This window comes from Streptosporangiales bacterium (assembly GCA_009379955.1).
In the GTDB taxonomy this organism is placed as follows: domain Bacteria; phylum Actinomycetota; class Actinomycetes; order Streptosporangiales; family WHST01; genus WHST01.
In genome coordinates, this window is the sequence record WHST01000059.1 from 12,424 (window position 1) to 38,679 (window position 26,256).

General features: G+C 70.8%; 24 protein-coding genes. 5 read left to right on the plus strand and 19 right to left on the minus strand.

Annotated features, from left to right (window positions below):
* Positions 1-3 precede the first annotated feature (3 nt).
* From GEV10_17890 to GEV10_17925, 8 genes are read right to left on the minus strand one after another with little or no spacing between them, the layout of a single operon-like run.
* Positions 4-1,101, minus strand: a complete 1,098-nt coding sequence (locus GEV10_17890) for a mandelate racemase/muconate lactonizing enzyme family protein (GenBank protein MQA80324.1) — start codon at positions 1,099-1,101, stop codon at positions 4-6.
* Positions 1,089-2,594, minus strand: a complete 1,506-nt coding sequence (locus GEV10_17895) for an MmgE/PrpD family protein (GenBank protein MQA80325.1) — start codon at positions 2,592-2,594, stop codon at positions 1,089-1,091. Before GEV10_17895 ends, GEV10_17890 begins: the two co-directional genes overlap by 13 nt.
* A complete protein-coding gene (locus tag GEV10_17900; protein MQA80326.1) occupies positions 2,465-4,018 on the minus strand; it encodes a tripartite tricarboxylate transporter permease in 1,554 nt (517 codons plus the stop codon). Before GEV10_17900 ends, GEV10_17895 begins: the two co-directional genes overlap by 130 nt.
* Entirely contained in the window at positions 4,015-4,518 is a 504-nt protein-coding gene (locus tag GEV10_17905) for a hypothetical protein (GenBank protein MQA80327.1), read from the minus strand. The genes GEV10_17900 and GEV10_17905 overlap by 4 nt, the downstream gene beginning before the upstream one ends.
* Before the next feature lie 4 nt (positions 4,519-4,522).
* On the minus strand, positions 4,523-5,530 hold the full coding sequence (locus GEV10_17910; GenBank protein MQA80328.1) for a hypothetical protein: 1,008 nt from the start codon (positions 5,528-5,530) through the stop codon (positions 4,523-4,525).
* Between the two features lie 26 nt (positions 5,531-5,556).
* A complete protein-coding gene (locus GEV10_17915; protein MQA80329.1) occupies positions 5,557-6,375 on the minus strand; it encodes a hypothetical protein in 819 nt (272 codons plus the stop codon).
* 3 nt (positions 6,376-6,378) lie between these two features.
* Positions 6,379-7,182 carry a hypothetical protein gene (locus tag GEV10_17920; GenBank protein MQA80330.1) on the minus strand — a complete coding sequence of 268 codons (804 nt, stop codon included), beginning with the start codon at positions 7,180-7,182 and terminating at the stop codon, positions 6,379-6,381.
* A gap of 29 nt (positions 7,183-7,211) precedes the next feature.
* Positions 7,212-7,988, minus strand: coding sequence for a UTRA domain-containing protein (locus GEV10_17925; GenBank protein ID MQA80331.1), 777 nt, complete (start codon positions 7,986-7,988; stop codon positions 7,212-7,214).
* Between the two features lie 38 nt (positions 7,989-8,026).
* On the opposite strand from GEV10_17925, the gene GEV10_17930 reads away from it, so the two are divergent.
* The gene (locus GEV10_17930) at positions 8,027-9,415 is read left to right on the plus strand and encodes an MmgE/PrpD family protein (GenBank protein MQA80332.1); all 1,389 of its coding nucleotides are present in this window, start codon (positions 8,027-8,029) and stop codon (positions 9,413-9,415) included.
* 126 nt (positions 9,416-9,541) lie between these two features.
* Here GEV10_17930 and rraA read toward each other — a convergent pair whose 3' ends face one another.
* On the minus strand, positions 9,542-10,021 hold the full coding sequence (gene rraA / locus GEV10_17935) for a ribonuclease E activity regulator RraA (protein ID MQA80333.1): 480 nt from the start codon (positions 10,019-10,021) through the stop codon (positions 9,542-9,544).
* Positions 10,022-10,126: 105 nt separating this feature from the next.
* Between rraA and GEV10_17940 the strand changes: the two genes are divergently transcribed.
* Positions 10,127-10,885 (plus strand): deoxyribonuclease IV, encoded by a 759-nt coding sequence (locus GEV10_17940; GenBank protein MQA80334.1) that lies wholly within the window; start codon positions 10,127-10,129, stop codon positions 10,883-10,885.
* 18 nt (positions 10,886-10,903) lie between these two features.
* On the opposite strand, the gene GEV10_17945 is transcribed toward GEV10_17940, so the two are convergent.
* From GEV10_17945 to GEV10_17960, 4 genes are all read right to left on the minus strand, one after another.
* Positions 10,904-12,118 (minus strand): hypothetical protein, encoded by a 1,215-nt coding sequence (locus GEV10_17945; GenBank protein ID MQA80335.1) that lies wholly within the window; start codon positions 12,116-12,118, stop codon positions 10,904-10,906.
* Entirely contained in the window at positions 12,118-13,656 is a 1,539-nt protein-coding gene (locus tag GEV10_17950) for a DUF2029 domain-containing protein (protein ID MQA80336.1), read from the minus strand. The genes GEV10_17945 and GEV10_17950 overlap by 1 nt, the downstream gene beginning before the upstream one ends.
* Positions 13,657-13,780: 124 nt before the next feature.
* Complete coding sequence (locus tag GEV10_17955; GenBank protein ID MQA80337.1) at positions 13,781-15,997, minus strand: penicillin-binding protein; 2,217 nt, start codon at positions 15,995-15,997, stop codon at positions 13,781-13,783.
* 85 nt (positions 15,998-16,082) lie between these two features.
* On the minus strand, positions 16,083-16,484 hold the full coding sequence (locus GEV10_17960) for a hypothetical protein (GenBank protein MQA80338.1): 402 nt from the start codon (positions 16,482-16,484) through the stop codon (positions 16,083-16,085).
* Between the two features lie 184 nt (positions 16,485-16,668).
* Here GEV10_17960 and GEV10_17965 point away from each other — a divergent pair, with 184 nt between their 5' ends.
* From GEV10_17965 to GEV10_17975, 3 genes are read left to right on the plus strand one after another with little or no spacing between them, the layout of a single operon-like run.
* Positions 16,669-17,259, plus strand: coding sequence for a PadR family transcriptional regulator (locus tag GEV10_17965; protein ID MQA80339.1), 591 nt, complete (start codon positions 16,669-16,671; stop codon positions 17,257-17,259).
* Positions 17,260-17,282: 23 nt separating this feature from the next.
* The gene (locus GEV10_17970) at positions 17,283-18,362 is read left to right on the plus strand and encodes an inositol-3-phosphate synthase (protein MQA80340.1); all 1,080 of its coding nucleotides are present in this window, start codon (positions 17,283-17,285) and stop codon (positions 18,360-18,362) included.
* A gap of 11 nt (positions 18,363-18,373) precedes the next feature.
* Positions 18,374-19,471 carry a M48 family metalloprotease gene (locus tag GEV10_17975; GenBank protein MQA80341.1) on the plus strand — a complete coding sequence of 366 codons (1,098 nt, stop codon included), beginning with the start codon at positions 18,374-18,376 and terminating at the stop codon, positions 19,469-19,471.
* A gap of 73 nt (positions 19,472-19,544) precedes the next feature.
* Here GEV10_17975 and GEV10_17980 read toward each other — a convergent pair whose 3' ends face one another.
* The 6 genes from GEV10_17980 to GEV10_18005 all read right to left on the minus strand — a co-directional run.
* Positions 19,545-20,744 (minus strand): MFS transporter, encoded by a 1,200-nt coding sequence (locus GEV10_17980; GenBank protein MQA80342.1) that lies wholly within the window; start codon positions 20,742-20,744, stop codon positions 19,545-19,547.
* A gap of 92 nt (positions 20,745-20,836) precedes the next feature.
* Positions 20,837-21,415 (minus strand): exonuclease, encoded by a 579-nt coding sequence (locus GEV10_17985; protein ID MQA80343.1) that lies wholly within the window; start codon positions 21,413-21,415, stop codon positions 20,837-20,839.
* A gap of 9 nt (positions 21,416-21,424) precedes the next feature.
* Positions 21,425-21,883 carry a hypothetical protein gene (locus GEV10_17990; GenBank protein MQA80344.1) on the minus strand — a complete coding sequence of 153 codons (459 nt, stop codon included), beginning with the start codon at positions 21,881-21,883 and terminating at the stop codon, positions 21,425-21,427.
* The gene (locus GEV10_17995) at positions 21,880-24,588 is read right to left on the minus strand and encodes a cell division protein FtsK (GenBank protein MQA80345.1); all 2,709 of its coding nucleotides are present in this window, start codon (positions 24,586-24,588) and stop codon (positions 21,880-21,882) included. Before GEV10_17995 ends, GEV10_17990 begins: the two co-directional genes overlap by 4 nt.
* The gene (locus GEV10_18000; protein MQA80346.1) at positions 24,585-26,108 is read right to left on the minus strand and encodes an Hsp70 family protein; all 1,524 of its coding nucleotides are present in this window, start codon (positions 26,106-26,108) and stop codon (positions 24,585-24,587) included. The genes GEV10_17995 and GEV10_18000 overlap by 4 nt, the downstream gene beginning before the upstream one ends.
* Positions 26,109-26,147: 39 nt before the next feature.
* Positions 26,148-26,256: IS982 family transposase (locus GEV10_18005; GenBank protein MQA80347.1), on the minus strand; the 109-nt coding region annotated here is incomplete at its 5' end.

Genomic DNA, 26,256 nt, shown 5'->3' on the forward strand with positions numbered 1-26,256 from the left:
GACTCAGGTCGTGAGCACGGTGGCGTCGAGGAAGTCGGTGTCGACGGTCATGCCGAGACCGGGGGCGTCGGGCAGCACGATCTCGTCGTCCTTCGGCCGCGGCGCGTCGGGGAAGATCTGCTCGCCGACCTGTTGCATGCCCAGGTGGAACTCCACCCGCCAACCGCCGCGCAGCCCCGCGATCAGGTGCATGTTGAAGTGCGGCCAGCCACCGCCGTTCGCGATCGGCAGGCTGAAGGCCTGCGCGAGGTGACCCACCCTGCGCGCCTCGGTGTAGCCGCCGCAGTAGCAGACGTTGGGCTGGATGATGTCGACCGCCTGCGCGTCGACGAACTCGCGGAGCCGTAGCAGGTGTCCGTCCATCTGGCCCGCGGAGAGTGGGATGTTCGTCCGGCGGCGGAGGTCCGCCATGGCCCGGACGTCGTTGCCGTGCAGCGGTTCCTCGAACCAGACGATCCCGCAGTCCTCGACGGCGCGGCAGAGCAGCAGTGCCTCGGTGGGACTGAACAGGTAGTTGGCGTCGATGGCGAGCTCCACGTCGTCGCCGACCGCGGCGCGGACGGCCCTGATGCGGTTCGCGTCCTCCCGCCAACCGTCCGGATGGACGGCGACGACCATCTTCAGCCGTCCCACGCCCGAACGGACCTGCAGCCGTGCCGCCTCGACGAGCTGGTCCCTGTCGTACTGGGGGAAGCCGAACGTCACGTACGCCGCGGCGCGGTCGCGGTGCCCGCCGAGGAGCTGCGCTATCGTCCGGCCGGCGCCCTTGCCCGCGGCGTCCCACATCGCGATGTCGAGCGCCGACATGGCACTGGAGATGACCCCGGTCTGGTTGCGCTGGTTGAGCGCCTTCGCGACCCGTGCGTGCACGGCCTCGGTGTCCCTGATGTCGACGCCCCGCAGCAGCGGGGTGATGTGCTCCGTGAGCGCGGCGACGACCGCGTGGGGAAGGAACTGCCCGGTGAGACCGAACCCGGTGAGCCCGCCGTCCGTCTCGATCCGGCAGGTCACGAACGTGCGTTGCCCGATCGGCTCGTCGAGCAACGGCACCGTGAAGGGCGCCCGGTGGGCACGGGCTCGGACGTCGGTCAGTTCGTACATGGCGCTCCTCGGGTGTCAGCTGACGGTGCGGGTCGGTCGAGTACGTCGGTCCAGCCGTGGTCGGACATCCGTGCCACGCCGCGCAGGGTCGTCACCAGCAGGTCGGCCTGGTCGGCGCCGAGCACGGGCGCGACCAGCTCGCGTGCCTTGCCGTCGACCTCCGCCGACGACATCGGGTCGCGTGGGCTGCCGTGGATCGCGGTGACCCGATGGGCGAGTGACCGGTCGCCGGCCCGGACGACGACATGTGCCTGGCGCAGCGGTTGCATCCCCGCGTCGGTGCGGATCGTGATGCGCGGGTCGCCGCCACCGCCGCGCCAGGACGAGAACCTACGCATGTCGTGCACCGCGGCGAAGGTCAGGCGCCCGTCGGTCAGGATCACCCCGAGCACGTACGCGAGATCGATGTCGGGCATGTCACGCGAGTCGACGACGTGGGCGAGTGAGCCCGGGAGCACGACCTCGACACCGGTGACGTCGGTTCCGCTGAGGTGATGTGTGCGCATCACCTCCAGCAGGGCCTGCGCGGGCGCCTGGATCGGAGAGCCGACCGGCAGCCACTTGATGTTCGTCCGCGCGACGGCGTAGTCCGTGCCGAGGCCGGCCGTGAGCACGTCGGGGTCGGCGTCCTCGCCGATGACGTCGAGGAAGCCGGACTCCCCGGTGAACGGCTCGTCGATCCCCGGCCAGCCCGCCGCGACCAGCCGGGCGAGCTGCACGCCGTCGGACGCGGGCATGCCCGCGAAGACGTACGCCTTCTGCACGTGCTCGGCGTCGCGGAGCCATGCCGTCGTGCCACTCGCGCGCTGGCAGGCGTACGAGAAGAGATGTGCCAGTCGCGCCGGGCCCAGGTCGGCGAGTGCGCCGGCCGTGGCGGCGCTGCCGAACAGTCCGCCGATCGCGTGGGTGCTGTGCCGGGTGGCACGGAGTGCGGTGAAGTCGGGCCACAACGCCCGGGTCGTCCGCGCGCAGACGTCGTAGCCGAGTGCGACCGCACGCAGGAGCGACCGGCCAGGAGCCCCGGCGGACTCCGCCACGGCGAGGGCGGCCGGCACGATGGAGCAGCCCGGGTGCGTGCGTGACGGCTCGTGCGAGTCGTCGGTCTCGTCGGCGTGTGCGGCCATGCCGTTGGCCAGCGCCGCGTGCGCGGTGTCGGTGCGCAGGCCCGTACCGAGCACGGTCGCCTGCGGGCTCCCCCCGTGGGCTCTCGCGAGAGCCTGTCCGTGCCTGCCGGCCGGCAGCACCGAGCCGGACACGATCGCCGCCACCGTGTCGACGAGGTGGTCCGTCGCGCGCTCGGCCACGTCGTCGGGAAGCGGGCGATCGAGCGCGGTGGCCACGTACTCCGCCAGCACCCGCGTGGTCACGGGTGGCGCTCCAGCTCTGCGGTCGACGCGTTCGTCGCCTCGCCGGGGACGGCGTCGTCGGACTTCGACAATAGTCGGCGCACCGGTCCGACCGCGCTCGCGAGGAGCAGCAGCACGGTGAGGCACAGGACGCCGAGCGAGATCGGCCGCTGGACGAAGACGCCCAGGTCGCCCTGCGAGATGGTGAGTGACTGGTTGAGGCTCCGCTCGAGCATCGGGCCGAGGACGACGGCCAGGACGAACGGCGCCGCCGGGTATCCCAGCCTGCGCATCCCGTATCCGAGCAGCGTGAAGAACGCCAGCAGGAGGACGTCGACGACGTTGTTGCGCAGGCTGAACGCGCCGATCACGGCGACGAGGAAGACGAGCGTCGACAGGTAGTGGTACGGCATGCGGAGCACGGACGCGAAGAGCGGGACGAGCGGCAGGTTCAGCACGAGCAGGACGACGTTGGCCAGGTAGAGGCTCGCGATCACGCCCCAGACGAGCGCGGGCTGCTCCTGCATCAGCAGCGGCCCCGGCTGCACGCCGTAGAGCACGAGCCCGCCCAACATGACCGCGGTGGCACCCGAGCCGGGGATGCCGAGGGTCAGGAGCGGGACGAGCGCCCCCGCGGTGGCGGCGTTGTTGGCGCCCTCGGGAGCGACTACGCCGGCCATGGCGCCCTTGCCGAACGTCTCTGGCCGCTTGGAGAGCCGGCGTTCGACCCCGTAGCTGAACAGCGACGCGATGGTCGCGCCCGCGCCGGGGAGCACGCCGACGAAGAACCCGACCAGCCCGCCCCTCAGCATGCTCGGCCAGGTCTCCCGCAGGTCTGCGCGCTTCGGGTACACCGAACGCCACTTCGGCCGGCTCGCCTGCAGCGTGCCCATCCCCGTGCGGAGGTTGACGAGGATCTCGGCGAGCGCGAAGACACCCATCGCGACGATCACGAAGTCGACTCCGTCGATGAGATCCACGACGCCGAAGGTGAACCTGTTCTGCCCCGAGACCGGGTCGGCGCCGACCGTCGCGACGAGCAGGCCCGCGGCGAGGGAGACGAGGACCTTCGCCTTGGATCTGCCGCCCATGAACGCGAGCAGCGCGAAGCCCAGCAGCAGGATGGCGAAGTACTCCGGCGGGCCGAGCCGCAGCGCGAAGCTCGACAGCAGGGGCGCGCCGAACATCAGGAGCACGACGGCCAGGGTGCCCGCGGCGAACGAGCTGATGGCCGCCATCCCCAGGGCGGCGCCCGCCCGGCCCTGGCGGGCGAGCTGGTACCCGTCGAGTGCGGTGACGACAGAGGCGGACTCCCCGGGTGCGTTGACGAGGATCGTGGTGATCGAGCCGCCGTACATCGCGCCGGTGTAGATGCCCACGAACATGATGAGCGCGGAGACGGGTTCCAGGCCGATGGTGAGCGGCAGCAGGATCGCGATCGTCGCGGACGGGCCGAGACCGGGCAGCGCGCCGATGATCGTGCCGACGAGCGCGCCGATCAGAGCGAAGAGGATGTTCTGCGGCTCGAAGGCGACCGCGAACCCGTGCAGGATGTCGGAGAACGGGATCATGAGCGCAGGATCCCGATCGGCAGCGGCACCTCGAGGAGCCGGGCGAAGACCACCGACAGCGTGATCGCGGCGAGCACCGAGAAGATCGCGGACCGGATGACGCCCACGCGTTCGACCCCGACGAGCACGGCGAACGAGAAGAGCTTGGCCGTCACCACGAAGCCGACGGCTTCGAGGACCAGCGCGACCACCACGAGCAGGAGCAGCGCGAGTGCCGGCTTGGCACGAGCGTGCCATCCGGCGGGCTCGGGGACGGGTGCGTCACCGGTCACCCGGCCCGCCGGTCTCACCAGCACTGCCCGCAACAGCACCACCAGGCCGAAGACGCCGAGGGTGAGCGATGCCCACAGCGGGAGGAACCCGGGGCCGGGGCGTCCGTACTCCACCCGGTACGCGAATTGAAGCGACAGCAGGAGGAACGCGCCGCTCGCCGCGACGATCACCAGGCCGGCGGCGACCTCGACCCCCCGCGAGGGTGAGTCAGGCACCGAGTCGGGCATGACGTCACCTCCGCTTCAGGTCCATGTCCTCGATGAGCTCGGAGAGCCGGGGTGCCACCTCGTCGTCGAGGTAGGCGTCCAGCTGCGTGTGGTCCTGGTACGCCGCGAGCGCGCCGCTCTCCTTCACGTACTGCTTCCACTCGGGAGTGCCGGCGACCTTGCGCATGGCGGACTCGAGGAACGTCACCGCCTCCTCGCACATCTCCGGTGCGCCGAGCAGGATCCGCGGTGACTCCCCGGTCACGTCGATCCCGGCCTCCTTCGCCGTCGGGACGGTCGGCAGCGTGGACAGCCGTCGTTCGGTGGAGAACGCCACCAGACCGCGCGCCTTACCCGCCCTGATCTGCTCGAGTGCCTCGGACGGCTGGCCGGATGCCATGTCGACGTGCCCGCCGAGCATGTTCACCATCGCCGCGCCGCCGCTGTCGTGGTTGACGTAGCTGAACTTCGCCCCGGCGTCGCGCGCCACCTGGTAGAAGAGCAGGTGGTCGGAGGAGCCGATGGTGCCGAAGCCGACGGTGATCTTGCCCGGCCGTCGCTCGGCGTCGGTGAGCAGGTCGCCGACGTTCTTCCACGGCGCGTCATCGCGGACCAGCCACACGTTCGGGTCCAGGGTCATCCGTGCGATCGGCGTGACCTCGTCGAGGTTGACGCCGATCCCGCCGCGCATGATGTTGACGAGCACGGAGATCGGGGTCGAGATCGTGGTGTGGTCGTCGCCGCTCGCGAGCCGGCGGATCGCGCTCGCGCCGTCGCCGCCCTCGGCGTTCTCGACGACGAACGGCTGCGGTGAGATCTCGTGCTTCTTCACGATCTGCGCGATCTCACGGGCGATCAGGTCGGACCCGCCGCCGGGTCCGGTGTGCACGAGGATCGTGACCGGCTTGGTCGGATAGTCGGCACAGTCGGAGGATCCGCCGGACGACGAGTCCTGACCGGTGATCGCGCTGCAGGCGGACAGGAGGAGGGAGAGGGCAACCACTGCGGGGAGCCAAGCGCTTCGTCGGGCCATGGCTGTTCACCTTCTGGGAGGGTTCGTTACGCGTCCTCGAGCGCGGCGGCCTTCGCCGCGCCGTCGTTCAGGAACCAGTAGCCGACGTCGCGAGTCATGCCGACACGCATGCTCTCCACGACGAGGGCGTCGTCGGGTAGCAGGTTCTCGAAGCTCACCTCGGGGCCGAAGCGGCCGAGCAGGTCGACCGTCAGGTGCGGCCAGCCGGCGGGGCGCACCTCGAAGACGAGCGAGGCGAGGCCGACCCGGTCGACGAGCCGGTCGAGCGCGGACGGCTCGTCCTCGCACCACACGAGGATGTCGGTGTTCTCCAGCGTGACGGACGAGGCGCCCGAGTCGAGGTCGGCACGCACCCGCTCCACCGTCTCGTCGAGGTCCATCGGACCGGACGAGATCTTCTCGCCGAGCTCGGTGAACACCGCGAGGCCGTGGTCGCGTGCGCGACCGATCAGCTCGTGCTTGCGGGACCGGCTGAGCCGTTCGATCGAGTCCTCGCTGATCTCGACGCCGTCGAAGCCGAGCTCGGCGAGCCGTTCGAGGTACGCCTCCTCCTTGCGCTGCAGGACGGCTATCTGGAACGGGATGCCGCCGGGACGTACGGGAAGCCCGGTCTCGTGGTAGAGCGCGATCCTCGCCGTGAGCCGGCCGAGGTCCAGGTCGCGGATCAGCCCGACATGGTCGGTGAGCTTGATCCAGTCGACGACGTCGGCCGCCGTCTCGCAGAGCCCGGCCGCGGCCGTGGTGGCGAGCCGGCGGTCCTTGACGACGGTGAGCCCGTGGCTACGCGGCTTCGCGCCACGTGCAGGCAGCCGGAGGAACGGCATGCCGCAGGAGTCCGGCGCCATGGCTCATCCTCGATCCGTCGCCGGCTCGAGCTGCTGGAAGAGCGTGTAGCCCTCGTCGCGACCGATGCCGTACCTGGCCGGCTCGATCTTGAGCCCGACCTGCTCCGGCAGGATGTTGGGCCCGAGGTTCACGTCGGGTCCGAAGGTCTCGAGCAGCCACATCTGGTGCGCGGTCGTCTCCGCCTCGAAGATGAGCGGGTCGAGTCCGGTCTTCTCGACGAGCCGAACGAGCCGACCGGCCTCCTTGCCGTCGCACCGCGCACCCAGGGTCACGTCGAGCTGGCTGCGCTCGAGGATGACGCGCGAGGCGCCGGCGTCGAGCATCGCGTTGATCTCGTCGGCCGCGCCGTCGACGTCGAACGCCGCCGTCGGGTACTTCTTCCCGTACTCGAAGAGCACCTCGAGTCCGGCGGCGATGGCGCCTTCGACCGCTTGGCGCTTGTCGGCGAGCGCGATGTCGATGATGTTGTCGGAGATCTCGATCGCCTGGAACCCGAGGTCGCGCAGCCCGTCGAGGGTCTGCGGGAGCATGCCCCGGTGGTACGCGACCTCGAAGACGATGCCGCCGGGGAACGGGACGATGTCGTGCCGCCGGTAGATGGCGTTCTTCTCGCGGGTGATGTCGGCGGCCGTGTACCAGACGGCCCACTGACGGAGCTTGACGTAGTCGAGGTAGTCGCCGATGGCGCGCGCGACGTCGGTCGCCTCGCCGACGCCGAACCCCCAGTCCCTGACGATGGTGATGCCCTTGTCGCGCGGCTTGCGGCCGCGTCGGGGGAGATCGAGGAATTCCAGTCCGTATTTCATTGTGGGTACCTGCCCTACTGCTGCGCTGGTCAGGGAGAGGACACGAGGTCGATCCGCATCTGCATCCGGTAGCGGTCGTGGCGGTGGAAGATCCGGGAGAAGATCACGGGCGTGCCGGTCGTCACGTACCAGACCCGCTCGATGATGACGAGCGGTGCGCCGACGGCGATGCCGAGTGGCTCGGCGTGGTGCTGGTCGGCAGTGCCGACCTCGAGGGTGGCGTCGACGTGGGAGAACTCCAGCCCGTAGCGCGTGCCGAGGAGGTCACGCAGGGCGCTCGACGCGAAGTCGGCGGGCCCGAGGCCGGGGAAGAGCCGCTGCGACAGGTAGGTGACCTGCGTGGCGACGACCTCCCCGTCGGAGAGCCGCAGTCGGCGGATCTTGTAGACCAGCTCCTTGTCGGTGACGGCGAGCCGGTCCTTCAGCCGCACGTCGGGGGGGATGGTGTCGACACCCATCACCCGGATGGTCGGTGAACCGCCGCGCCGGGAGATGAGCTCACGCGTGGACACGAGCGACTGCAGGCCGGCGATCTCCTCGCCGAGCTTCGCCGGGGCGACGTAGGTGCCGCTGCCCTGGCGGCTGAAAAGGACGCCTTCGGCGACGAGGCTGTTGACGGCCTGGCGCACCGTCGTGCGGCTGACGCCGAACTGGGTGCAGAGCTCGCCCTCGGTGGGGAGACGGGAACCGGGTTGCTGCGAGCTCGCGAGGTCGCGAAGGGCTCGCTTGACCTGCCGCCAGAGTGACGTCGCGGACTGGTCGATCTCGCTGCGCGAGACGGCCAGCGGACTCCGGTCGGGCGGCATCGTCCACTCCCTCCGGCGAGGAGATTCATCATGTTGTCATGATGAATTTTGCGTGTCAACATGGCCCCGTGGTGGAGCCGCTGATGGACACCGTGAGTCGCTGGGTCGCCGCGACCACGCACCACGACCTCCCGGTGGAGGTGCGCGCGAAGGCGGCGCAGGGCGTCCTCGACGGGCTCGGGGTGGCGCTGGCCGGTTCACGGCACCCGGCGAGCCGTCCCGTCACGAGACTGGTGACCGATCTCGGCGGGCGTCCGGAGGCGAGCGTTCTCGGCTCCGGCCTGCGCACGTCGAGTGTCGACGCCGCGCTGGCGAACGCCTACTACGCCCACGTGCTGGACTTCGACGACACGCACGTCGACGCGATCGTCCACGTCAACGCGCCCGTCCTGGCGGCGGCCCTGGCGACCGCGGAGGCGACCGGGGCCGCCGGTGCCGCCCTGCTCGCGGCGCAGGCCGTCGGCATGGAGGTCACCTCGCGGATGGCGGTGGCCATGGAGCAGCACCACGACCACGGCTGGCACCTCACCGGTGTCGCCGGCGCGTTCGGCGCCGCCGCTGCGGCCGCGAGCGTCCTGCGGCTCGACCCGGAGCGCACGGCCCATGCGCTCGGTGCCGCGAGCACGCTGGCGTCGGGGCTGCGCATCCATCGGGGCACGGGGACGAAGTCGCTGAACCCGGCCAACGCCGCGGCGAACGGCGTGCTCGCCGCGCTGGCGGCACGTGCCGGCATGACGAGCAACCCCGCCGTTCTCGACGACACTCGCCGCGGCGTCCTCGTCAGCCATGGCGTGTCGACCGATCCGGCGACGCTGGCCGCCGGGCTCGGCGAGTCGTACCGCATGCTCGGCGTGGAGCCCAAGCCCTACCCGTGCGGGGTCGTGGTGCACGCGCCGGTCGACGCCGCACTCGACCTGCTCGCGGAGCACCGCGACCGGCTCGCCGCGGACCCGGTCGAGAGCGTGGCGCTCACGGTCCACCCGCTGGTGCTGGAGCTCACCGGCAACCCCAGGCCGCGCACCGGTCTGGAGACCAAGTTCAGCGTCCAGCACGCGGTCGCCGTCGCCCTGCTCGAGGGGCGGCTCCTGCCCGAGCACTTCGGCGAGGACTGGGCCGAACGTGCGGACGTCATGCGCCTACGGGACCGCGTGACCGCGCGGGTCGACCCGGAGTCGAGCCGGCACGAGGCGACGATCCGGGTGCACACCCGCTCCGGCCACGAACTCACCTCGACGTCCGCGGCCCGCGGCACGCCGTCCCGTCCGATGACGGCCGAGGACGTCGAGGCGAAGTTCCGCCACCTGGCCACGCCGGTCCTCGGCGACCTGCGGGCAGGGCAGGTCGTCGAACGCGTCCGCCGCCTGGCGGACGCCGGCCCGGTCGACGACCTGACCGCGCTCCTCCGCCCGTACCCCCCGGGCGAATGATCAAGTTCAGTGGGTGAATGCGCGCTTCCCACGGCCCATGTGCCATGGTCAGTACGGCTTGACCAACTGAACATGATCATTCGCCCGGGAGGGGGGCGGCGGGGTCAGAGCCAGGGGGTGGCGGGGTCAGGCCGGGGCTTGGGCGCGGACCACGATGCCGTCGTCGTCGGCGGCGAGCCAGGTGCCGGGGGTGAAGGTCGCCCCGCCGAACGACACCTCGACGTCGACCTCGCCCGTGCCGTCCTTCCCGCTCTTGCGCGGGTTGCTGCCGAGCGCCTTGACGCCGAACGGCAGGTCGCGCAGCGCCGCGACGTCGCGGACGGCGGCGTTGATCACCAGGCCCGACCAGCCGTGCGTCAGGCCGAGGCCGGCGACGATGTCGCCGACGAGCGCGCAACGCAACGAGCCGCCGCCGTCGATCACGAGGACGGCGCCGTCGCCCGGCGTCGAGAGCGTGGCCTTGACCAGCGCGTTGTCCTCGGAGCAGCGCACGGTGCGCACGGGTCCGTGGAATGCGCGTCGTCCGCCGTACTGGGTCAGCTGGAGCTCGCAGCTGCCCAGCTCGTCGCCGTACTCGTCCATCAGGTCCGCAGTCGCGAAGGTCATGCCGGTCAGCCTCGTCCCGCGGACGGGTGCGGGTCAACGTGCCGTTCGCCACTGGCACGCCGGCCGCTCTGGTCGGTGTCGGTGCCGGACCGTAGGCTCGGGGCCGTGGGACGCATCGGAGCACATGTCGAGCAGACGCAGACGCTAGAGCTGGCGAAGGCGGTCGACGCCGACGTCATCCAGACCTTCCTCGGTGACCCGCAGGGGTGGAAGGATCCGGTGATCCCGGACGGCATCGAGGATCTCGCCGGAGCCGGCGTCGAGTTCTTCATCCACGCGCCGTACCGGCTCAACGTCGCGACCACCAACAACCGCATCCGCATCCCGAGCCGCAAGTTGCTCGACAAGCAGGCGGCCGCGGCGGCGAAGATCGGCGCCAAGGGCCTGATCGTGCACGGTGGGCACCTGCAGGCCGACGAGGACCCGGCGATCGGGTACGCGAACTGGCGCAAGGTGTTCGAGCGCTCGTCGTTCGACCTGCCGATCCTGATCGAGAACACCGCCGGCGGCGACAACGCGATGACGCGCAGCCTCGACTCGCTCGCCCGGCTGTGGGACACGCTCGACGGCATCGAGGTGGGCTTCTGCCTCGACACCTGCCACGCGTTCGCTGCGGGTGAGCCGCTCGAGGGACTGGTCGAACGGATCAGGGCGATCACCGGGCGGATCGACCTGGTGCACGCCAACAACAGCCGCGACGAGTTCGGCTCGACCAGGGACCGGCACGCCAACCTCGAGTCCGGCGAGATCGATCCGCAGCAGATCGTGTCGGTCATCCGCGAGGCGGGCGCTCCGGCGATCGTCGAGACCCCCGAGGCGGGGCAGGAGGCCGACATCGCCTACCTCAGGCAGCACCTGAGCTGAGCCGGCTGAGCCGGCGGGTCAGCCGGCCCAGTCGCCGACGACGAAGCGCGCGGTCATGTAGCCCATCGCCGGCACCGAGACGACCAGGTACGCCATCAGCAGCCACCAGCGCCTCATGGCGAGCCGGCCGAGCAGCAGCCACAGCGGCCACCACAGCAGCGTCGCCCTGGTGACCGACAGGTAGTACGAGCTGGTGAGCAGGGCGCCGACCTGCAACCCGACGTACACGAGCTCGTCGAGCCGCCGCGTCAGCAACAGGTAGAGGCACAGCCCCACCCCGACGGGCGCCGCGATCAGTTCGAAGATGAACGGGAGCTGGTTCTCCCCGGGGAGCATGGCGTTCTCCCAGGTCGTCGCGAGGCTCTCCCACGGCCAGGTGAACGTGCGTCCCCAGCCCTGCTCCTGGGCGGTCAGCCAGGCGGTCCAGTCGCCGGTCTTCGCCCAGAGGTAGACGGTGAACGCGGCGAGCGGCAGGAACGGCAGGACGAGCGCGAGGGCGCGCGCGGGTGACCGCCGTACCTCCGCGACGGCCGGTCTGTCGCCGGCGCGGTCCGGGATGAGCGCGTAGTCCTTGGGCGACGCGTGCCTGGTGGCGTGCCGGCCCCGCCGCCGCCGCGACCGCTGCCGGCGGCGTTCGCGCACGACCTGGGTCACGAACATGACGATGAGCGCGATCGCGAGGAACAGGCCGGTGATCCTGATGGTCGAGGCGCACATCGCCAGCAGACCGGCCCAGCCCCACCGGCCGCGGCGGGCGTGCAGCCAGGCGGGCAGCGCGAACGCGAGGAACGTCGCCTCGGTGTACCCGGCGGCGAGGAACACCGCCCACGGGGAGAACAGCAGGAACGTCGCCGCGCGCGGCCCGGTGCCGTGCGGGCCCTCGGCGTCGCCGAGGCGCACCAGCGAGAGGGTCGCGACGAGCGACGCGACGAGCGAGATGACCAGGCCCGCCAGGGTCCAGTTCGGGATCACGTAGTGCACGGCATGCAGCAGCAGCGGGAGCCCGGGGAGGAACCCCCGCAGGCCGGGATCGAAGCGCTGGTCCGGGTTGCCGTCGTAGCCGTACTGGGCGATCTCGACCAGGTGGGTCGCGTCCCACCGCTGCCAGGCGTCGAGTCCGCCGAGCAGCGCGGCGAGCCCGCCGAGCGCGACCGTGGCCGCGAAGATCACGAGCAGCCGCGAGCCCGTCCACAGGCCCAGCGCCCACCACTCGACCGCCGCGGCCCGGCGCATCACGGCGGGGCAGCGCGCGTCGACGAACCGAGAGGCAGCAGTGGACGCAGGTCGAACCGGTCGGACGCGCCGTCGAGCACGCCGCCCGCGGGGTCGTCGTCACCCCACCAGCGGACGGTGTCGTGTTCCGGGCGGAGGATGTCGCGGACGATCAGCCCGCACAGACCGGCGACCGCGCCGAGCCGCGCGACGAGCGTCACGAAGTACAGCTCTGGTGGCAGGCCCTCCTCGGGTTTGACGAGGTCGTAGAGGTACCACCAGATGCCGAGGAAGTACAGGATCTCAGCCGCCTGCCAGACGAGGAACGCGCGCCAGCGCGGGCGCGCCAGGACCAGCAGCGGCAGCAGCCAGAGGACGTACTGCGGCGACCACACCTTGTTGGTCATGAGGAACGCCGCGAGTGTCAGGAACGCCAGTTGCGGCCAGCGCGGCCGTTCGGGCGCGAGCAGTGCGAGCAGCGCGATGCCCGTGCACAGGACGCCGAAGGCGATGGTGCCGACGGGGTTGAGCAGCGGCGGCGGCTCGCCGTCGGCGACCGGCGTGCCGAAGAACCCGGGCATGATGTTCTGCAGCAGGTACCAGGTGGAGCCCCAGTCGGCGGGCCGGCTGCGGCTGAACTCGTAGAACCTGCTCCAGCCGTCGGTGGCGGTCAGCATGATCGGGACGTTGAGCGCGAGCCAGGTGCCGGCCGTGGCCAGCAGCGTGGTGCCGAACTCCTTGAGCTTGCCCGCGCGCAGGCACAGCACGAAGAGCGGCCCGAGCAGCACGAACGGGTAGAACTTCGTCGCCACCGCGAGGCCGAGCAGCACGCCGGCCCAGCCGGGCCGCGACCGTGCCCAGGCGAGCATCGAGGCGGCGGTCAGGAAGACCGCGAGGAGGTCCCAGTTGATGTACGCGGCGATCACGACGCCGGGCGCGACGGCGAACATGACCGCGTCGTACGGCCGGCGCCGGCCGAGCGTGCGGACGAGCGCCCAGGCGGTGCCGAGCGCGCACGAGGCGAGGACGAGCACGTTGAGGATGTAGAAGAGGAACCCGCGGATCGCCGGGTCGGTGCTCAGCGGCCTGATGACGATCGCGATGACCTGCATGATGCCGCCGATGACGACCGGGTACTCGACCGGGTAGTCGAAGTACGGGACGTAGCCGTCGGACAGCCGCTCACCGAAGTACAGCGGGTAGATGTCGGTGTAGCAGACGTGTGTGTAATGGAAGTTCGCGACGTTCCAGCCGCCGCTGCTGCAGGGGTACTTCTGCAGGTAGGCGAGGACGCACGCCACCGCGGTCAGGCAGAGGACGATCATGAGCGGCGTCCAGAACGAGCGCCCGGTCGCCGCCCTGCGGCCGAGGGCGCCGCCCAGGATGCCGCTCACCCCGGAGACGACGGGGTCCTCGCGGCTCGGCGCCGCCTGATGGCTCGCAAGGGCGACGCGGCCGTCACGTGCCGGCCGCGTCAACCGCTCCTCGAGCTTCTCGTCCACCGCGGGTGTCTCGTCGTCGTCCCCCACGCCGCTGGCGTCGTCTCGACTGTCGGCCACCCGGCTCCCTGCGCAGATCGGTTCGGTCAGCGCCCGCCGTCGTACGTCTCGGCGGTCGGATCGAGGTTACAGGGGCGTCCCGCGAACCGGCGCATCGGACATATCGCTGCGCCGGTCCGCCGCGTCACGCGTCGGGTTCTCGGCCCGCCGTCTCGGTGTCGTTGCCGCCACCGCCGCCGTTGCCGTTGCCGTCGCCCCCGCCACCGGTTTGGGTGGGGCAAATCGGGAAGCCACAGGTGTCCGTCGGCTCCCCGGTCGGGTCGGTCGGCTCCTCCGTCGGGGTCTCGGTAGGCGTCTCCGTCGGCGTCTCGGACGGCTCAGGCGTCTTCGACGTCTCCGACTTCGTCGGTGTGCCGGTGGGCTCGCTGTGCTTGATCTCGCCGACGTTCGCGGGCTCGGGGAACTCCTCGGGCTCCATGTTCTTGGTTGCCCTGAGCATGTAGTTCTGCCAGACCTCCGCAGGGATGCTGCCGCCGCTGACCTCGTTGTAGCCGGCGACGGGCGGGATGGTGCCGCCCTCCGCCTTGTAGATCGCCACGGTGGTCGTGAGCTGCGGAATGGTGCCGGCGAACCACGCGGAGCGGTTCTGCGACGACGTGCCCGTCTTGCCCGCGATGTCGCGGTCGGGCAGCCGGGCGGTCTGGGCGGTGCCACCGGGGTCGGCGACCTTCGACATGCCGAAGAGCGTGTCGGCCGCAACGTCCTTCGAGAAGACCTTCTTCTCCTCGGGCGAGGCCTCGTAGACGGTCTCGCTGCCGTCGGCGTTGGTGACCTTCTCGATCGTCGTCGGCTCGACGAACGTGCCCTGGTTGGCGAACGTCGCGATGCCGCCGGCCTGCGCCAGCGGGCAGACGTCCATCGGGCCGAGCGGCAGCGACGACACCTCCGAGATGTGGGTGCCGTGCTTGCCGGGCTTGCACCACGGGCTCGTGTCGTAGCCGACCGCCTTGGCGTTCTCGACGATGTTCGCCAGCCCGGCCTCCTGGCCGATCTGGACGTACGCGGTGTTGATCGACTTCTGGGTGGCCGTCTGCATGTCGACGTTGCCGTAGCTGTAGCCGCCCGAGTTGCGGAACTCGTGGCCCGCGATGGTCTCGGGGGAGTTGCCGGGGAAGGTGGTGCGGAGGCTGATGCCCTCCTTCAGCGCCGTCGCCAGCACGTACGGCTTGAACGACGAGCCCGGTTGCGTCAGCCCGCCCGTCGTCGCGTGGTTGAGCTGCTCCTTGAGGTAGCCGGGCCCGCCGTAGATGGCCACGACCTTGCCGGTGCCCGGCTGGACCGAGGCGATGCCGATGTCGACGCCCTCCTTCTTCAGGGCCGTCGGGTACGACTGCTTCACCGCGGTCGCCGCGTACTTCATCATCTTCGGGTTGAATGTCGTCTTCACCCGATAACCGCCGCGGAGCAGCTCGTCCTCGGAGATGCCGCGGCGTTCGAGCTCCTCCTTGACCATCTGGATGAGGTAGCCGGCCTGGCCGCGGTACTGGTTCGTGCGCTTGACCTCGGTGATCTTCGGGAACTTCATGGCCGTGGCCTGCTCGGCCGTCAACCAGCCCTTGGCCTGCATGCCGCTGACGACGTAGTCGAACCGGTTGCGCAGGTTCTCCGGGTTGCGCTTCGGGTCGTACAGCGACGGGTTGCGGATCACCGACGCGAGCACCGCGCCCTCGCTCGCGGAGAGCGAGCTGACGTTCTTGTCGAAGTACGCCTTCGAGGCGGTCTGGACGCCGTACGCGCCGCGCCCGTAGTAGACCGTGTTGAGGTAGCGCTCCAGGATCTGCTGCTTGGAGAGCTGACGCTCGATCTTGATCGAGAGGATCAGCTCCTTGAACTTCCTGGTGAACGTGCGTTCGTCCGACAGGTACGACTTCTTGACCAGCTGTTGGGTGATCGTCGAGCCGCCCTGCAGCTGCTCCTCACCGCGGATCAGCGCCCAGGCCGCACGCATGTACCCGCTGAACGAGAACCCGGGGTCGGAGTAGAAGTCGCGGTTCTCGGCCGCGAGGACGGCCTCCTGGACGTCGCGCGGGACCTGCTCGAGCTTGACGTTCTCCCGGTTCTCCGAGGCGAGTCGGCCGAGCGCCTTGCCGTTGGAGTAGGTGATGATCGACGCCTGCGACGTCGCGATCTCGTTCTGGTCGGGGATCGGCGTCGTCTGGTACGCGTACACGAAGACGCCGACGCCGACGAGGATCAGGAACCCCACGCAGCCGAGGGACCACAGCAGGAAGCGGCGCAGGCGGCGGCGCGGCTTCTTCTGCCGGGCACGGGACCCACGCGAGGACGAGGTCCTCGAACGGCGGAGCGGCTCGGAATCACGGGCGTGAGGTCGGTATGCCATCGTCCTTCGTCCATCGGGGCGTAGCGCGGTCGGGGGCGTGGCGCGCGTGACACCACACTAATAGCCGCCGCGCCGTGGGTCATCGTCAGCGTTCGGCGGTACGACGCTTCCGTGGCTCGGGGGGTTTACCCGTACCCAACACGTACGAGGTCGTCAGGTAGTTCCATGCGCACGCCTGGCACACCTCGACGACGTAGACCCGGAACTCGCCGTACTTCTGCGCCATGGTCGGCAGCTCGCGGGTCTGCCGCACCCGCCCGGTGTACTGGCCGAGCTCGTCGCCGTACACGTACGTGACGTGGGTGAGCTGCTGCCTGCGGCACACCGGGCACGGTTCGCCGGCGTCCTCGCCGTGGTACTTCGCGGCACGCAGGAGGTACGGATGGGCGTCGCAGAGGTCGTCGCTGAACGCGTTGCCCTGGAACAGCGTGCGGAGGGCGGCTCGCCGCTGTAGCGAGTAATCGACCACCGATCGCCGGGACCACATGCCTCCCAAGCGTACGTGCCCGTAGGGCGTTCGGCGACAGGTTGGAACGGTTTCCGTCCGGTCCGGACGAGGCGTAGCGGAACGTCCGTCCCGCACTCCGCGCGCTTGTGGGTCCGGCCGTGGCGCGTTAGGTTCGAACGAGTCGATGTATCGAGTCGATATATCGCGCGACGAGAGGAAGTCCGTGGTCAGGCGAGCCGAGGTCCTCGAGTTGGCCGTGCTCGGCCAACTCGTCGACGCGCCGTTGCACGGCTACGAGCTGCGCAAACGCCTCTCGGCACTGCTCGGTCCCTTCCGCGCGATCTCGTACGGCTCGCTCTATCCGTGCCTGCGGCGGCTCGTCGTGCGCGGCTGGATCGAGACCGGTGACGACGTCGAGCGCGGCGTGCTCACCGGCCGCCGCGCGCGGATCGTCTACGAGCTGACCGCGGCGGGCAAGGAGCGCCTGACCGAGATGCGTGACGAGTCCGGCCCCGCGAGCTGGGAGGACGACTCGTTCGGCGTGCACTTCGCGCTGTTCGGGCAGACACCCGCCGAGGTCAGGCTGCGCATCCTCGAGGGCCGCCGTACCCGCATGCAGGAGCGGATGGCCGAGCTGCGCGAGTCGATGACGAGGCGGCGTGAACGTCTCGACCGCTACACCCTCGCGCTGCAAGAGCACGGGCTCGAGGCGGTCGAGCGCGAGGTGCGCTGGCTCACCGACCGCATCGAGATCGAACGGCACGAGCTCGACGGGCGCCCGCGCCGGTCGGCACGTAAGCCGCGTCACCATTGATCGAGAGACAGGAGCAGGACCAGATGGGTTCGGTACGTGTCGCAATAGTAGGCGTCGGCAACTGCGCCGCCTCGCTGGTGCAAGGGGTCGAGTACTACAAGGATGCCGACCCGTCGCAGACCGTTCCAGGGCTGATGCACGTGCGGTTCGGGACGTACCACGTCCGCGACGTGGAGTTCGTCGCCGCGTTCGACGTCGACGCGAAGAAGGTCGGCCAGGACCTCGCGCATGCGATCGGGGCGAGCGAGAACAACACCGTCAAGCTCTGCGACGTGCCGCCTACCGGTGTCACCGTGCAGCGCGGTCACACCCACGACGGCCTCGGTCGCTACTACCGCGAGACGATCGCCGAGGCCGACGCGCCGCCGGTCGACGTCGTCGCCGCGCTGCGCGAGGCGCGGGCCGATGTGCTCGTCTCGTACCTCCCGGTGGGCTCGGAGGACGCCGGCAAGTTCTACGCGCAGTGCGCGATCGACGCCGGCGTCGCCTTCGTCAACGCGCTCCCCGTCTTCATCGCGTCCGACCCGGTGTGGGCGAAGAAGTTCGAGGACGCAGGCCTGCCGATCGTCGGCGACGACATCAAGAGCCAGGTCGGTGCGACGATCACGCATCGCGTGCTGACCGCGCTGTTCGAGGACCGCGGCGTCGAGCTGCAGCGCACCATGCAGCTCAACGTCGGCGGCAACATGGACTTCAAGAACATGCTCGAACGCGACCGGCTCGAGTCGAAGAAGGTCTCCAAGACCCAGTCGGTGACCTCACAGGTCGACCGCGACCTCGGCGACCGCAACGTGCACATCGGCCCGTCCGACTACGTCGCGTGGCTCGACGACCGCAAGTGGGCGTACGTCCGCATGGAGGGCAAGGCGTTCGGTGACGTGCCGCTCAACCTCGAGTACAAGCTCGAGGTCTGGGACTCGCCGAACTCCGCCGGCATCATCATCGACGCGATCCGCGCCGCGAAGATCGCGAAGGACCGCGGCATCGCCGGGCCCCTCCTGTCGGCGTCGTCGTACTTCATGAAGTCGCCGCCGGTGCAGCACCGCGACGACGAGGCCCGGGAGCTGGTGGAGAGGTTCATCCGCGGCGAGGTCGACCGGTAGCCCTTCACCACATGCGCGTCGCCGGGGCGGCGGGTAGTGTCGTGTACGTGACAACCCCAGCAGGCGGCGCGAGTGGCGGCGACGGCAACGAGGTCGTCGAGCGACACCGGATCGACTTCCCTGGACTCAGCTCGCGGGCGTACGAACACCCGGCCGACCGCTCGGCGCTGACCGCGCTGCGCAAGGTGCCGTACGCGGACTCCGTCCTCAAGCGGCTGGCCGGCCTGTTCAGCGAGCGCCGGTTGCGACTGCTCCACCTCGCGTCCGCGGTCCGGGTGGAGGAGGGGCAGCTGGCGTACCTGCACGAGCTGAGGCTCGACGCGGCGAAGACGCTCGACCTGCCCGAGATCCCCGAGCTGTACGTCACCGCCGATCCCACCGTCAACGCCGCCACCCTCGGCGTCGACCGGCCGTTCATCGTGATCAACAGCGCCACGCTCGATCTCTACGACGAGGACGAACTGCGGTTCGTCATCGGTCACGAGATGGGACACGTGCTGTCCGGGCACGCGCTGTACAGCTCGGTGCTCTTCTCGCTGATGCGGGTGTCCGGACTCGGCACCACGATCCCCCTCGGCGGGCTCGCGATCGCGGGCATCGTGCAGGCGCTCAAGGAGTGGTTCCGCAAGGCGGAGCTCTCCGCCGACCGTGCCGGGCTGCTGGTGGGCCAGGATGTCGCGGCCGCCACCCGCGCGCACATGAAGATGGCGGCCGGGGTCGACGTCGCCGACATGAGCTTCGGCGCCTTCCTGCGCCAGGGCGAGGAGTACGCGAGCACGGGCGATGCGCGCGACGGCGTCGCCCGGCTGATGAACATGCTGGCGACGACGCACCCGTTCGCCGCGGTCCGTGCCGTCGAGCTCGGCAGGTGGGTCGGCTCGGGCGACTACGACCGCATCAGGGGCGGCGACTACGCGCGTCGCGAGGACGACGCGGAGACCTCGTTCACCGACGAGGTCAAGCGGGCCGCGGCGTCGTACAAGGACTCCTGGGACAACTCCGAGGACGCCCTCGTCAAGACCCTGCGCGATCTCGGCGGCGGTGTCGCCGACGTCGGCGGACGCGTCTTCGAGAGGGTCCGCGACTACGTCCGCCCGCGCTCTGGCTGAACCTCGTGAGGGGCACCACCACCGCGTCATGGCACGGTGAGGGTGCCCCTCACGGGTTAGGTCCAGGCAGCGGCTAGGACTGTTCGGCCGGCAAGGGGTCGGTGCCGCTGCCGTTCGTCCTCGGCACCCAGCGATGCAGCGCGGCGATCGCGAGCAGGGCGATGCCGCCCATCGCGAGCACGGCGGGGCCAAGCGCGACCGCGGCGCTCACGGCGCTGACCGCCATCGGCCCGACCGCGGTGCCCAGGTCAGGGGCGAGGCGCCAGGCGCCGAGGAACGCCGCGCGACCGATCGGCGGTGACAGGTCCGCGCCGATCGTCATGATCAGGCCGGCGCCCAGACCGTTGCCGAAGCCCATCAGGAGCGCGACGCCGAGCAGCGTGCCCGGGCCGTGGCTGAGTGGCAGCAGCAGGTGGGCGACGCCGAGGATGAACATCGACGGCACCGCGATCCACATCCGGCCGAAGTGGTCCATGACCTTGCCGGCCGGGTAGAAGAGCAGCATGTCGACGGCGCCCGAGACGCCGTAGATGAGGCTCGTGGTCGTCGGGCTCAGGTTGAGCTGGTCGGCCCACAGCGGCACGACGACCTGCCGCGACGCGCGCACGGCGCCGAACAGCAGCGCGGTGAAGCCGAGGGTGCGGAGTACGGGCCAGTGCCGCCTGATCACGTGGAGCGTCGGCGTCGGCTCCGCGGCGACGCGGCTGCGGCGGCTGACATCGGCGACGAGCAGGAGCAGGACGCCGGCCGAGACGGCGGCCACGAGGTAGACCACGTACGCGCCCTTGGTGCCGAGCAGGTGCATCGCGCCCGCGCCGACGAACGGGCCGAGGAACATGCCGATGCGCTGCATGCCACCGAGCGTCGACAGGCCGCGTCCGCGCATCCGGAACGGCATGACCTCAGCGACGTACGACTGGCGCGCCAGCGACCACACCGAGGTGGCGAGTCCCGTACCGAAGATCCCGAGCGCCAGCGCCCACACCGACGGCGCGAGCAGGCAGCCGGTGATCCCGACGACGGCCACGCCGGACGCGATCACCATGGCGTTGCGCTCGCCCACCCGGCTCGCGAGCGCCCCGGCGGGGATGTCGCCGATGATCTGCCCGAGACCGATGAGCGCGACGACCAGGCCGGCGATGCCCACGGACGCGCCGAGCTCCCGTGCCGTCAGTGCGACCACGGGGATGATCGCGCCCTGCCCGATGCTGTAGACGAGCGACGGACCGTACACCGAGGCCACCATGGTGCGCATGCGAGGCGTGTCGGGCATCGGCTCCTCTGTCGGGCTCGGTTCGACGGTACTCCCGATCCAAAATACCTCGGTGACAGAGTGATCAAGGTCACCGTGTCCCGGGCGCCGGGTCAGCGCCAGCGCATGATGTTCGCGAGCAGGACGCCCTGCTCGACCGCGTCGTCGAGCGCGTTGTGCGTGTGCGGCAGGTCGGCGTGCAGGTGGCTCGGCATCTGCCGCTTCGTCGACCGGCTGATCGGGCGGGCGGCGCGCGCGGCGTACAGGGTCTTGATGTCGAGGGCGCGGCCGTGGCCGAACGGGGAGCGGCCGCCGAACGACATCAGGTACCAGTACGTGAACAGCCAGTCGAAGCCGAGCGGGTACGCGGCGAAGACCGCCGACGCCTCGAACCGCTCGGCCGTCTCGTCGACCCAGTCGGCGAACGAGGTCATCGCCTCCTCGGGCGTCCTCGCCGACCGCAGCAGCTCGTCACGGTCGAGACCCGACACCACGAGCGCCTCGGGAACGAACGCGTCGCTGATCGGCTTCAGCTCCGCGTACCAGGTGTCGGCGTGCGGGTCGCTCGGTGGCGCGAACCCGTCGGCGTCGTACGTGCCCGCGACGGACGCCCCGAGCGACAGCATCGAGTACGGGCCGGGGATCGGGCCGTCGGCCTCGATGTCCACGCTGAAGTACACGTCACGCTTCATCGACGCTCCTCACACGATGACGGCGATCAGCACCACGAGGACCAGCAGGGCGATCGCTGCGACGATCCCGACCTTACGACGCCACTGCCGTGCGCGTTCCGCGGCGGCGGCCGCGTGCTCGCGCGCGGCCGCGAGCGCGGCGGTGTCGTCGGCGAGCTGTCGCTCGACGCGCGCCAGGCCGTTGCGCGCCGACGCGATCGACGTCGGCTCCGGCACGTCGACCTTCGTGGCCGGGCCGTCCGCGGCGATCGCGTGGTCGTGGAACGCCTGGTCGACCGCCGTACGCGTGCGGGCCAGGTGGTCCTCGAGCTCCTGCCGCGCCGCGACGGACCGGCGCAGCCGGTCGTCCGCCGCGCCCCTGGCCCCGTCGGCGTCGTCGTCGATCCGGCGGCGCCTGGTCGCGCCGGCCGCCGGCGCCCGCTCCAGGGTGCGCAGCGCCTCGACGTACTCGTCCCAGGCCGAGGTCATCGCCTCACGACCAACCGGTCGACGTCGCCGGCCGCGAGTGGGGCGAACGGCACGAGGGTCATGGGTTGGTCGCGCAGGCCGTCCCAGAACAGCGCGCGGTAGCGCTCCGACGACCACCGCGTCAGCGGGCCGCAGATCTTGCGCACGCCGTCGAGCGGGTGCCGCAGGAACAGGTAGGCGCCGAGGTTGGAGCGGCTCGGGCCGAGTTGGTCGACGCACGTCTGCAGGCGGTTCCACCAGGCGTACGTGACGATGCCGGCGGCCGGGCCGTCCTTGACGATTGCGCGGAACGTGTCGCGGTGCGCCGCAGGGAGGCGGTGCAGGCCGAGACCGACGACGTGCACTGGATCGTCGGCGGCGGTGCCCGTCGTGATCAGGTCATGCAGTGCGGCGAGACGTAGGCCCAGGTCGCCACCGGCGGCGACCTCGACCGTGCTGCCGAGCCGTCGCAGCGCATCCACCAGCGCCGCCCGGCCCTCGGCGAGCACGTCGTCGGCCGGCAGCAGGTCGAGCACGACGAACCGGCCGGGCCGCGTGCGGGCGAGCGAGACGGCGACGCCGGTGAGCACGCCGAGCGCGTCGGACGCCCCGTCGCCGAGCACGGCGAGTCCGGCACCCGGCTCGGCGCGGACGGTCATCGTCGCCGGCTCCTCCGCGACACTGATCGGCATGCCGAGCCAGACCTGGTACGACCCGGCGTCGCCGGCGTCGGCGATGCCGGGTGGGACGGTGACGAGCGACGCAGCCTCGCCGACCCGGAACACCCGCGGTGGTCGCCGGTCGCCGCTGCGCTCCCACAGCCGGCGGCGCAGGTCGTCGAGCACGGCGCGGTCGGCGTACGACACGAGGACGCGGCGGTTGGCCTCGACCGCGCCGTAGGTGTCGTTGAGCACGGCCTCGCCGCGGAACCGCAGCTCGGCGGCGGCGGTGTTCATCAGCTGCAGCATGTGCTGGGAGTCCGACGGCGTGGTCTTGAGCACGATGCGGTACGGCACCTGCCCGAAGATCGACTCGCGCTTGGTCGCCAGCCGCTGGATGCCGGTGAGGCTCTGCGTGGCGAGCACGACATGGACGCCGTAGGCGCGGCCCTGGCGCACGAGGCGTTCGAGCAGCCGGATCGCCTCGTCGGCGACGCCGCCGTCGTCCTCGAAGAGCACCTGGAACTCGTCGAGCACGAGGAGGATCCGCGGCGGTCGGCCGGGACCGGGTGGCAGCTCGGCGATGTCGGCGACGCCGCGTTCCTTGAACAGGTCGCCGCGTCGCTCCAGCTCGGCGGACACGTGCTGCAGCACGGCGAGGCCGAACGGGCGGTCGCTGTGCACGCCGAGGACACGCACGTGGGGCAGCCAGTGCGGCCGGTCGGCGGACGGGCCGAGCGGGGCGAACTCGATGCCCTGCTTGAAGTCGAGCAGGTACATCTCGACGTCCGACGGCGCGTAGCGCACCGCGATGCCGTGCACGAGGGTGTGCAGGAGGTTGGACTTGCCGCTGCCGACCGCGCCGCCGATCAGCACGTTGGGCAGCGGCGGGTTGCCGCTGCGCAGCCGCAGCGTCGCCGGCAGGTCGTCGTCGTACCCGACAACGGTCGCCAGCTCGTCGGTGACGGGCCGCCACCACTCGTCCTCGGGAGGCAGCGTGTCGGCGAAGTCGGCCGTGGGCAGCGTGGCGCGTCCGGCGAGGTCGGCGACGGCGTCGCACGCGGCGGTGACGACGGCGGGGTCGGGTGGCGGGTCGAGCCGGACGGGGAGGCGCTCCAGCCCGTCGAGCTCCAGCCGTCCACCCTCGATCGCCACCGGGTGCAGGAGGGTGAGCAGGTCCTCGACCGCCACGCCGCGCTCGGCGGCGAGGTCGGGGTCGTGGTGCACGAGCAGGCAGATGCCGCGCCGGTCCGCGGTCCTCGCGATCCTGACGAGCTCCCGCTGGGCGCGCGCGTCGACACCGGCCGGGTAGTCGAGGAGGACGAGTACCCGGTACGGCTCCGTCGACCTGGTCGCGGCGGCCGCGAGCTCGGCGAAGCTGCCGTGCCCGAACTGCGCGAGCCGCGCCGCGCGGCGCGACGACGTCGCCACGAGGTCGGCGAGCACGCCGCCGAGAGCGTCGGCGGCGTGGGTGGGCGGCGGCATGACGTCGGGCGCCCGCTGCTGCAGCCGGCCGAAGAGGCCCAGCGCGCCGGTGAGTCGCGGGTCGTACGCGTCGACGCGCAGCAGCGGCGGACGTGTGGACGCCACGAGCCGCAGGACGGCGTGCTGCAGCAGCTCGTACGCCGACTCCGCGCGGTCGCTCCACACCTGCCAGCCGCGCACGCTCGCCGTCGGCAGCACGATGGGCACATTCGTCCGGGAGTCGAGGCTGCCGACGCGGACGTACGAGGTCGTCGCGTCCGCGGTCGGGTGTGGCCTGGTCCAGCCGTCCGCGTCGTAGGGGAGTGAGGCGAGCCCCGGTGCCAGCTCGACGCCGCGCCGCGCCGCGACGGCTCCTGCCGCGGTCATGGCCTCGGACACGGCGCCGCCGACATCGTCGTGCGCCCGCTGCGAGGTGGTCGCGGCCTCGTCGTGCGCCTGCGTGCGGACCCGCTCCGCCTCCTGCTGCTCCGTACGCGCCACCTGCTGCGCGGCGGGCACGAACGCGTCGAGCGCTGCGCGCAGCCCGCGCAGCCGTGCCTCCCACCCGGCGACGTCGCCGGCACCCGGCGAACCGCCGGTCACTGGATCTCCAGACGGGCCATCGCCGACCGCATCTGCTCGATGTCGTCGCGCGCGATGTTGAGCGGGCGCTCCAGCTCGATCTCGCCGAGTGACCGGCCGCTCGTGCCGTCGGTGACCACGACGTGGACGACGCCGTCGGCGTCGTACGACATCGTGACCTTCATCGGCGCACCCTTGGGCAGCCCGGCGGGCAGCTCGACCGGCCTGCTGACGAGCTTGACGACGTAGTCGGGGTCGGGGTCGTCGCCCTCGGTGATCTCGACGAACCACTCGGTCTGGCCGTCGACGAGGGTGACGAACGTGTCCTCGTACTGGCACGGGATGGTGCTGTTCTTCGGGATGATCGGCGCATTGATCGGTTTGTCGGTGACGTCGTCGACGGCGATCACGCCGATGCTCTGCGACGTGACGTCGCGGATGTCGACCTGCCCGATCGCCGGCGTCGCTGCGGGTGCGTCGTAGTGCTCCGCGGCGGCGAGGTCGGCGACGATCGCGGCGCCGAACGCGACGACCTCGTCGGGGTTGAGGTGTGACTCCGGCGGCCGGCCCGACAGCCGTTCGAGCAGCGAGCGGACCATCGGCATCCGGGTCGAGCCGCCGACGAGCAGGACGTGGTCGATGCGGTCCCACGACGTGTCGGCCGCCTCGAGCACCGACTCCAGGATCGTCTCGGTGCGGTCGAGCAGCGGGCGGGTCAGCCGCTCGAAGGCGTCTCTGCTGACCTGCACGCGGTGGCTCCGGCCGTCCGCGGCCATGAAGACCGACGCCTGCGGGACGTTGGTCAGCGTGCGTTTCGCGAGCTCGCATTTCTCCCGCAGGTCGGACTCGATCGCGCCGCCGTCGAACAGGTCGGGCCCGCCGGCCGCGGTGATCTCGCGGTTGACGTGCAGCATCAGCTCGTTGTCGAAGTCGAAGCCGCCGAGGTTGCGGTCGCCGTCGGTGCCGAGCACGTCGAACCGGCCGCCGGCGATGTCCATCAACGTGACGTCGAACGTGCCGCCACCGAGGTCGTAGACCAGGCACACGCCGCGGTCGATCTCGTCGAGTCCGTACGCGACGGCCGCGGCGGTGGGCTCGTTGATCAGCCGCAGCGCACGCAGGCCCGCGATCTCCGCGGCGTCGAGCGTGGCCGTACGGCGCGCGTCGTCGAAGTACGCCGGGACGGTGATGACGACGTCGTCGACCCGGGTGCCCAGCATCATCTCGGCGTCGTCGGCGAGCCGGCGCAGGATGAACGCGGAGACCTCTTCTGGGCGGTACTGGGTGCCTGCGGCGTCGACGAACGACCAGTGCGGGTCGCCCATGAAGCGCTTGACGAACCGCACGCTCTCGTCCGGCATCGTCACGGCCGTACGACTGGCGGTCGAGCCGACGAGTACCTGGTCGCCGGTGAACAGCACGACGGACGGCGTGATGTTGTCACCCTCGCGGCTGCGCAGGATCTCCGGGCGACCGTCATCGCGGACCACGGCGACCGCGGAGTACGTCGTCCCGAGGTCGATGCCGAGTGCCCGAGCCACGTTTCTCCCTCTAGATGAATGATTCCGTGAAGCTGCTGGTCAGTGGTCGTAGGCGGTGAGTGATCGTTTGCTGGTGACGCCGGTGGTCCAGTTGTGCCAGATCCCGGCGGCCATGGCCAGCAGGCGTTGGGCGACTCGGGTGAATACC